Source organism: Bacillus sp. RB3, assembly GCF_030164735.1.
Classification (GTDB): Bacteria; Bacillota; Bacilli; order Bacillales; family Bacillaceae_G; genus Bacillus_A; species Bacillus_A cereus.
This window is the reverse complement of sequence record NZ_JASNGE010000026.1, coordinates 64,735-72,246: the sequence shown is the minus strand read 5'-3', so window position 1 is coordinate 72,246 and position 7,512 is coordinate 64,735. Positions and strand designations below refer to the sequence as shown.

The following is a 7,512-nucleotide window of genomic DNA, read 5'->3' as shown; positions in this document are numbered from 1 at the left end:
CCCTGTGCAATACAGAGTTCAATCCTTAGTAGCTGCTTAATATATTTGTCTAATTTTTTGGGTTCAGTTCACAATAGAGGACTTTTTCCAAGTATATTCTATTTTAAAGTTCTTACTTATCTTTTACTTTAAAAGATATTGCTGTAACTTCTTTATTAACAGTTCCATCCCGTTTGGACTTACAATAATCTTCCCATTCGCTAACGAAATATTGCTGTCTGAAATATCTCCTGTAAGTGCACAAGCTCTTGGAGATTGATATTTTCGTAAAATAATCTGATCCTCTTCTATAAACATTTCAAGAGAATCTTTTTCTACAATTCCTAAACTCCGTCTTATTTCCATTGGAATAACAATACGCCCCATACTATCTGCTTTACGAGTAATTCCTCTTGATTTCATAAAATGCCACCCTTTATATTTATCTAATATTACGGTATTTATTTTAGCAATAAACAACAATTAGGAATAGTTCGTATTACAGTACTTTTTTTAGAAATAAATAACAATTAGGAATAGTTTATGTTAGAATTCTTTCTTGTTTATTCATGATTTTTAATATATTTTTCCTTGATTATTTTTATATATTGTTTTCTTTCAGTTAGTTCAAATATAAATAATGCTTTTTTTATGTCTGTTAAACCAACTTCATTAGAGTGCTGAACTTTCAATAAAATTGCACCTTTTTCAAAAAACAATTCACCTAATAAGTATAAAGTATTCATATTTATGGCTAATTTTATACCTATTTCACTATACTTTATTGCTTCTTCATATTGATTTGCAAGGTGTAAACATTTTGTTAACGTATGAATGAGTCTTAATTTGATTTCTTTTTCTCTAGGAAATTCTATCTTATTAAAATTAATTAAACTTTGTTTTAATATATTTATACTTTTCTCATACTCTTCATTTTCTGCATGTATTATAGCAATTGAATTCATTATGCTTATTTCTTTTTCTGATAAAAAGTTAGTACTACTTAAGGTTTGTTTTAGTGCTCTATTTAAAATGTCAAAAGCATTACTTGTTGCTCCATTTACATAATATATAGCAATCGCTTCATGCCATAATAGAAATTGTTTATCTTCTTTTGATTGGAAATTATTATCATTTTTCTCTTTTTTCACTATTTCGTAAAGCTCATTATATTGTTTTTGTTTTACACAATCTCTCATTACACATTTTACATTTTCAATATATTTTATTTTTTTATTTTTGGTTAGTGCGAATATATAATTTGGATCAATACCAAGTCTTTCAGATAATTGATACAACAATATGCTAGATGGATAAATAATACCTTTTTCTATCTTACTAATTTGACTTTGTGAACATATTCCATGACATAATTCAGATTGTGACATGTTTTTTTTCTTTCTAAATTCTTTAATAATAATACCAAGATTGTAGAATTCCATCTTTCCTCCCTCAAATGTAACACTTTATGAGTATAAGAATATTTTCCAACTTTTAATGTAATGTAAAATTGATATAGTTACAATTACTAATTATATGGATTTATAGTTTCTTTTACAAACTTGTATCACAATACGAGAAATTATTAAAATATGGTTCACTAATAATCAATGTGCGTTTTATTCACCCCCACTGATTATTAGTCCACCCCAGGCAGGCTTTTACAGGGAGTCCGACTTCTTTGCCACATCTAAATTTTGAGGTCGGAGTCTTACTACCCGCAAATAGCCGGATTAAAATAAATATGATTTTTCACCTTTATTTCTTTTAATAGTTTCTTTTGATTTTTATATAAATAATTTCGAAGGAGCGTATTTTATGAAAAGAATGTTGACCGAAAGAGAGTTAGAAGTGGCTATTTATGTAGCAAAAGGATACACAGATGCAGAAATTTCAAAAAAAATATATGTTACCCCTCGAAGAATTTCAACGATAATTAATCATATTAAAGAAAAATGGCATATTAATTCTAGAGTGGAATTAGGTATTTTAGTTTATCATTATGGTTTTATAGATGCACCCTTATTTTCAAATAAAAAAATTCAGCTATGTAAAAAGGTTGTACAATAGATAGCTGAATATAACGAGTTTAAATTGCAAATAAAAATAGAAGAGCAGACAAACTTTTATTATTTGGTTTACTCCATCACTTTTTAAATTTCAGACATTAATATAAAAAGGTTAGAGAATTAACTTCTCTAACCTTTTTATATACACTATTAGGTTTCAAACAGTAAAGATGCCCCAATGCTACCATTGATCCTGTTCCCTATTCAACCTTGTATAAACAAAAAAAAATCAGATATTACCACTATTCAAAACCAGTTACAATTCTCTCTTTCATTTTCTGTATTACTTCACTGCTCAATACTTTTTGACCAGCAGGAAGTTTTAATATGGCAGCGGCACCTTTACTAAGGTATATTTCTTGATCATTATTTTGATTTACTACCAATATTCCTTGCCCTTCAAATTCGAAATAACTAATATCTTTTGTTTCATTTGTATTATTTTTTATTGCTTTATATAATCCATATAAATCTTTACTTCTATTTTCTCCGCCCGTTCGAATCGGTTCAGTATCATTCGCAACAATTAGTCCTTCTGGCTGCTCACCCTTCATAATAAACCACAGCTTTTCATTTGTTGGTAATAGTAAATTCTTAAATTCAGAGCTATTTAAAATTTGCTGTGCTGGAATTGTTTCATAGATTGGTAACGAAAATGGAGATGTTGTTATTTTTTCAAAACTTAAATTTTCAGAAGAACTTCCCTTACTATATTGATAATCTTTTAATGCGATCGATTGTACTGATTCACTTTTATTTTTTGATGCATAACTAATTTTACTAGCGAAAATAATAACGGTCATTAAGCACATGCACAGTATCACAAGCTTAAGTAGTTTTCCCATTTATGAACCCCCGCTTTTAATATTATTAGTTTGCATGGATATTATAAACAGTTTCACTCCACCAAAAATTATTATTGTTATGGAACGTACTGAAATTATGATTATAATGATCACCATACCAAGGGTCCATGTATGTTATATAATCTGTTCCATTTGTCCCTTTATAAAATCCATCAAGTACTAGAAAGTGTCCGATGTTAGCTCCATTTTGCCACATAATGAGTGCAATCATCGGCTGATTACTATTAATTTGAATTTTGAACCAATCATAAGATTTTGCTCCAGAACTTATAGCTGAGCTAACACCATATCCCGATAATCCATATTGTATTTCACGTGAAGTTGCAGGATTATTATATGATCCACCCTTAACATACCTAACGTACTGATCTTGTGAAGGAGTTTCCCCAAAATAATTTAAAACTGAAACCGAAGTGCCTGCCCAACACCAATTTGATCTTTCTTGTAATATGTTAGGTACAGATAATTTACGGTCTGTTGGTGTACTTGGGGGATTTCCATTAATATACGCTGACGTTACATATACTTTTTTTCCATCTTTAAAATAATAAAACCAACGATTATCTAAATTTCCTGTCCAGTAATCTTTAACCGCTTCACCATATTCCCATCCTTTAAAAGATACTTTTGTATTTCCGGGAATCACATCTACAATATTTGCATTTAAACTTTTTGCCTCTCTAACATTTACATTCAATGGAGCTGTTGTTCCTGAAAATTCAACTTCTTCTGCTATTATTTTCTGAACACCAATAAAACTAAATGTGAAAAACAATAAAAACATACAAACAATAAAATGATTTTTCCCCTTCATTTCTCCACCCCTTTATCAGTACTAAAAAACATCAACAATTCATCCTTATTAATTGTTCAAGCTTAATATTACATACTAACGAAAAATGACTTCTCATAAAGTGAAACTTTAATCAGTAGTGGTTTTATTCATCCCCCACTGATTATTAGTTGAACCAATCGGGCTGCCCGGCAAATAGTGGGATAAATTCCAATACAAAAAAGGAGCCTATAAATTTTTATAGACTCCTTTTTATTTCGTCGTTATTACTTAGCTAATTCTTTCGTACCCTTCATTATATCAATGAAGAATCCCCAGTTATTCACTACAGAAGAGATACTGATATGTTCATCTGGAGTGTGGACGTTGAAAATGTCTGGTCCGAATGAAATTGCATCTAATTCAGGCATCTTTTGAACGAATGCGCTACACTCAATCCCCGCATGTACAGCGAAGATTTCAATTTCTTTATTGTATTTTTCTTGATGTACTTTTTCAAATAAATTACGAATTTGTGAGTTTGGATTGTATGGCCATTCTGGATACTCTGACTCTATTTCAAATGTAGCACCAACTAATTCAGCAATATATTTGATTTCTTCTGCAACATGTTGTTTTAAACTACTTACAGAACTTCGCACTTCGTTACGTAATTTAATTTCATCTTGCAACGTTTCAATAACGCCTAAATTTGTTGAACTTTCTACAAGACCTTTAATATCCATGCTCATACTTTGAATGCCATTTGGAATTAAGAATAATGATGAAATAAGCTGCTTTTGTGTCTCTTTAGCAAATACTTTTTCAACTTTTTCATCCAATTTTGTCAGTGTAACATGAACATCTGGATCAACAGCACGCATTTCTTCTTGTAATACACGTGTCCATGATTCTAGTTTTTCTTCTACTTGTCCTACATCTTCTGTACGAATTAAAATTGTAGCTACACTTTCACGCGGAATTGCATTCGTTTTTAATCCGCCGTGAACTTCACTTATGTAAAACTCCGTATGTACTGATAAATCACGTAATACTCGTCCTAATACTTTGTTCGCATTACCGCGTTGTTTATCAATTTCCATACCAGAATGGCCGCCTTTAAGACCACCAACATATATACGATATGCATCCATATTCGCTGGCGTTTCATCCCAAATTACTTGAATTGTTTCAACAGCTTTCGCACCACCTGCACTACTTACAAGTAATTTATGATCTTCTTCAGAATCAATATTTATAAATATCTTTCCTTCAAAATGATTTGGATCAATAGCAAAAGCTCCGCCCATTGTCGTTTCTTCTTCAGTAGTGATAACGACTTCAAGTGCTGGATGCGGAATTTCTTTTGAATCTAATAAAGCTAATGCATACGCAACTGCAATACCATTATCAGCACCTAAAGTTGTTTGATTTGCATATAACATGTCCCCAATGATTCGTAATTCAATTGGATCTTTTTCAAAATCATGTACTGTTGCTTGATTTTTTTCGCAAACCATATCCATATGACCTTGAATAATAATAGCTGGTACATTTTCATAACCAGCTGTTGCTTCTTTTTTAATAATGACATTTAATGCTTCATCTTGAATGACTTCTAAGTTACGCTCTTTTGCAAAGCCCACTAAATAATCACTAATTTCCTTTTCATTACCTGATCCTCTAGGAATCTTTGAAATTTCTGCAAAATGAAAAAATACAGGGTGCTTTGTTAATTGTTCTAAAGTAGAATACATTTTTCAAGCTCCTCTCAAAATGAAAAAATAATATGTAAGTCTCATATCATTATACCATGATTCATTATTTTATCTTTCTTTTAACTTTTATTGTTCATTTTATGTACAACACTCTTACAACATTGTAAGGGCGTTGTAATCTACATCGATTTTTCTCATTTAATAATAGTCGTATACTTTTTAAAGAAACACATTAAAGGAGATAAAGAAAATGAAAAAGTTTTTAGCAATTATTACACTATGTTTATTATTTTTTAGTTTTACTATTGGCTGTGAGAGAGCGTCACTAAATAGAATTGGTAAAGATGTATATTACATGCAGATAAAAGGCGAAGGAACTATCGAAAAAGTAGATCATAGAAACTTACGAAACTATACGCTGTCCGCATATGATGAAGATGGCGTCAAAAAACAAATTACATTTAGAAGTACAAAAAAAGAAAACAATCATAAATTAAATAAAGACGCGTTTTTACGCCTTTATGTAGATCAAGATGATAATAGCAACAATGAAATATCATCAATTGAAGTAAAGTCCTATGAAGAGATTCAGAAAACAGATTTACCTAAAAAAGTAAAAGATAAGTTTACTATTAAATAAAAACAAAAGAAAATGCTCTATGCATTTTCTTTTGTTCTTTTCACCTGTATATATTTTGAACTACTATTATTCATCAGTTTCTCTAACCGATTTATATTCTCCGTTAATGCACCTTTCACAAGAGAGAAATCTGTATTGGATTCTTCTTTTTTTTCTTTAAAAAACGAAGACTTTTGTACATTGACTTCAGCCATCTCTTCTCCCCCTTTTCAAAAAGATACAACCTTTTATTTATATTATATAGCAAATGTAGAAAGAGTGTACACTTATGATTTTCTTTTTAATTCTTCTTCTAATTCTTCTACTTGCTGCAACGTATCCCCTTTTATTAAAGAGAAATCTGTTGTATCTTCGTTATCTTCTTTAAAAAAATCATTGTCATAATCTTTTACCACTACAATCACCTCTACATGCTAGTGTAGGAATGATTGTCCAATTTTATTCAACTTTGTCGGATTTTGTTTTTAATTTATGTATAGAAGAAAAGGACAGAAAAAGATTCTGTCCTTATTTACTAAAATAACTATGATGTATTGTTAAATTATATACATTTTCAAAATCCCGATCTTGCAGGTTATTTTTCTTTCCATCAATAACAATGAAAACGTCACTTACTATTTTTGCTGGTATAATCCCGACATTTTCTACTTGCACCGCTTTCTGCTCATTCAATTGCTCGATATGTTCTAACGGGACGATAATACTAAATTGTGAGCGAATACCACGAAAGTTTGTATTTAATTCCTTCGCAGCTTCAAAAACAACAATTTTCGCGCCAATCTTTTCCCCATATGAATCTAAAAATGCATTTAAGCTCTTTGTATATTCCTCTTCCGTATGCCATTCCATCGTACCGAATACTGCTGGATTAACATTTTGAATAATTGTCGTGTATATTTCTCCTCTTGCTTTAGATGCAATTAATGATCGTTTTATGGATTGAACTGTCTTGCCAATATCGCTAAATTTTGCACCCCATATTTCTGAAATATTAGGCGTTAAAATGAACGCAATATCAACAAAAATAACCATTGCAGTAAACATTAAAAGATTTTTCCAGAGGGTTAAATCGATTCCTTTTATCATGAAATACACGGTGACAGATATGATAAACAAACCATACCAAGTCTTTCTAATACGTTGCTTCTTCTCCTCGTACAACTCTTCATTTTTCCAATAAAAGAAAACAAGGACTACAAAGACAATCGCTAAAACAAATAAGCCAATTCGAATGTTAGAGATCATTAATCACATCACCCTCCATTCAAAAACTACTCACGATATCATTACATGCGCAAGCTGCTCTCTTTATGACAAAAGACGTGGACAAGCTTCTAAAATTAGCTACATCGCATATATATTAGAAGGTACCACGTCTTTTATCCTGCTATTTGTGGGCAGTAAGACCCCACTGATTAAAATTTCACTTTACCATGAGTCTATATTGTATATGTAGACAAGCATTCAT

10 protein-coding genes are annotated in these 7,512 nt (G+C 30.6%); 2 read left to right on the top strand and 8 right to left on the bottom strand.

Annotated elements, in window-relative coordinates:
* Positions 1-123 precede the first annotated feature (123 nt).
* Both QO049_RS24175 and QO049_RS24170 read right to left on the bottom strand, forming a co-directional pair.
* On the bottom strand, positions 124-402 hold the full coding sequence (locus QO049_RS24175) for an AbrB/MazE/SpoVT family DNA-binding domain-containing protein (RefSeq protein WP_000842216.1): 279 nt from the start codon (positions 400-402) through the stop codon (positions 124-126).
* Between the two features lie 140 nt (positions 403-542).
* Positions 543-1,421: a helix-turn-helix domain-containing protein gene (locus QO049_RS24170; RefSeq protein WP_246962759.1), complete on the bottom strand. Its 879-nt coding sequence runs from the start codon at positions 1,419-1,421 to the stop codon at positions 543-545.
* A gap of 376 nt (positions 1,422-1,797) precedes the next feature.
* On the opposite strand from QO049_RS24170, the gene QO049_RS24165 reads away from it, so the two are divergent.
* Positions 1,798-2,049: a response regulator transcription factor gene (locus QO049_RS24165; protein ID WP_000827560.1), complete on the top strand. Its 252-nt coding sequence runs from the start codon at positions 1,798-1,800 to the stop codon at positions 2,047-2,049.
* Positions 2,050-2,290: 241 nt separating this feature from the next.
* Here QO049_RS24165 and QO049_RS24160 read toward each other — a convergent pair whose 3' ends face one another.
* The 3 genes from QO049_RS24160 to pepD all read right to left on the bottom strand — a co-directional run bounded on the left by QO049_RS24160 (position 2,291) and on the right by pepD (position 5,443).
* Complete coding sequence (locus QO049_RS24160; protein WP_000517260.1) at positions 2,291-2,893, bottom strand: hypothetical protein; 603 nt, start codon at positions 2,891-2,893, stop codon at positions 2,291-2,293.
* A 25-nt stretch (positions 2,894-2,918) separates the two neighbouring features.
* On the bottom strand, positions 2,919-3,728 hold the full coding sequence (locus QO049_RS24155; protein WP_246962757.1) for a papain-like cysteine protease family protein: 810 nt from the start codon (positions 3,726-3,728) through the stop codon (positions 2,919-2,921).
* Between the two features lie 245 nt (positions 3,729-3,973).
* Positions 3,974-5,443 carry a beta-Ala-His dipeptidase gene (gene pepD / locus QO049_RS24150; RefSeq protein WP_246962755.1) on the bottom strand — a complete coding sequence of 490 codons (1,470 nt, stop codon included), beginning with the start codon at positions 5,441-5,443 and terminating at the stop codon, positions 3,974-3,976.
* A 211-nt stretch (positions 5,444-5,654) separates the two neighbouring features.
* Between pepD and QO049_RS24145 the strand changes: the two genes are divergently transcribed.
* Entirely contained in the window at positions 5,655-6,044 is a 390-nt protein-coding gene (locus QO049_RS24145; protein ID WP_000713867.1) for a YxeA family protein, read from the top strand.
* A 17-nt stretch (positions 6,045-6,061) separates the two neighbouring features.
* On the opposite strand, the gene spoIISB is transcribed toward QO049_RS24145, so the two are convergent.
* The 3 genes from spoIISB to QO049_RS24130 form a co-directional block, all read right to left on the bottom strand.
* A complete protein-coding gene (gene spoIISB, locus QO049_RS24140; protein ID WP_000852629.1) occupies positions 6,062-6,238 on the bottom strand; it encodes a stage II sporulation protein SB in 177 nt (58 codons plus the stop codon).
* 72 nt (positions 6,239-6,310) lie between these two features.
* Entirely contained in the window at positions 6,311-6,439 is a 129-nt protein-coding gene (locus QO049_RS24135; RefSeq protein WP_000237818.1) for a hypothetical protein, read from the bottom strand.
* 112 nt (positions 6,440-6,551) lie between these two features.
* The gene (locus QO049_RS24130) at positions 6,552-7,289 is read right to left on the bottom strand and encodes a type II toxin-antitoxin system SpoIISA family toxin (protein WP_000624977.1); all 738 of its coding nucleotides are present in this window, start codon (positions 7,287-7,289) and stop codon (positions 6,552-6,554) included.
* Positions 7,290-7,512: the final 223 nt, after the last annotated feature.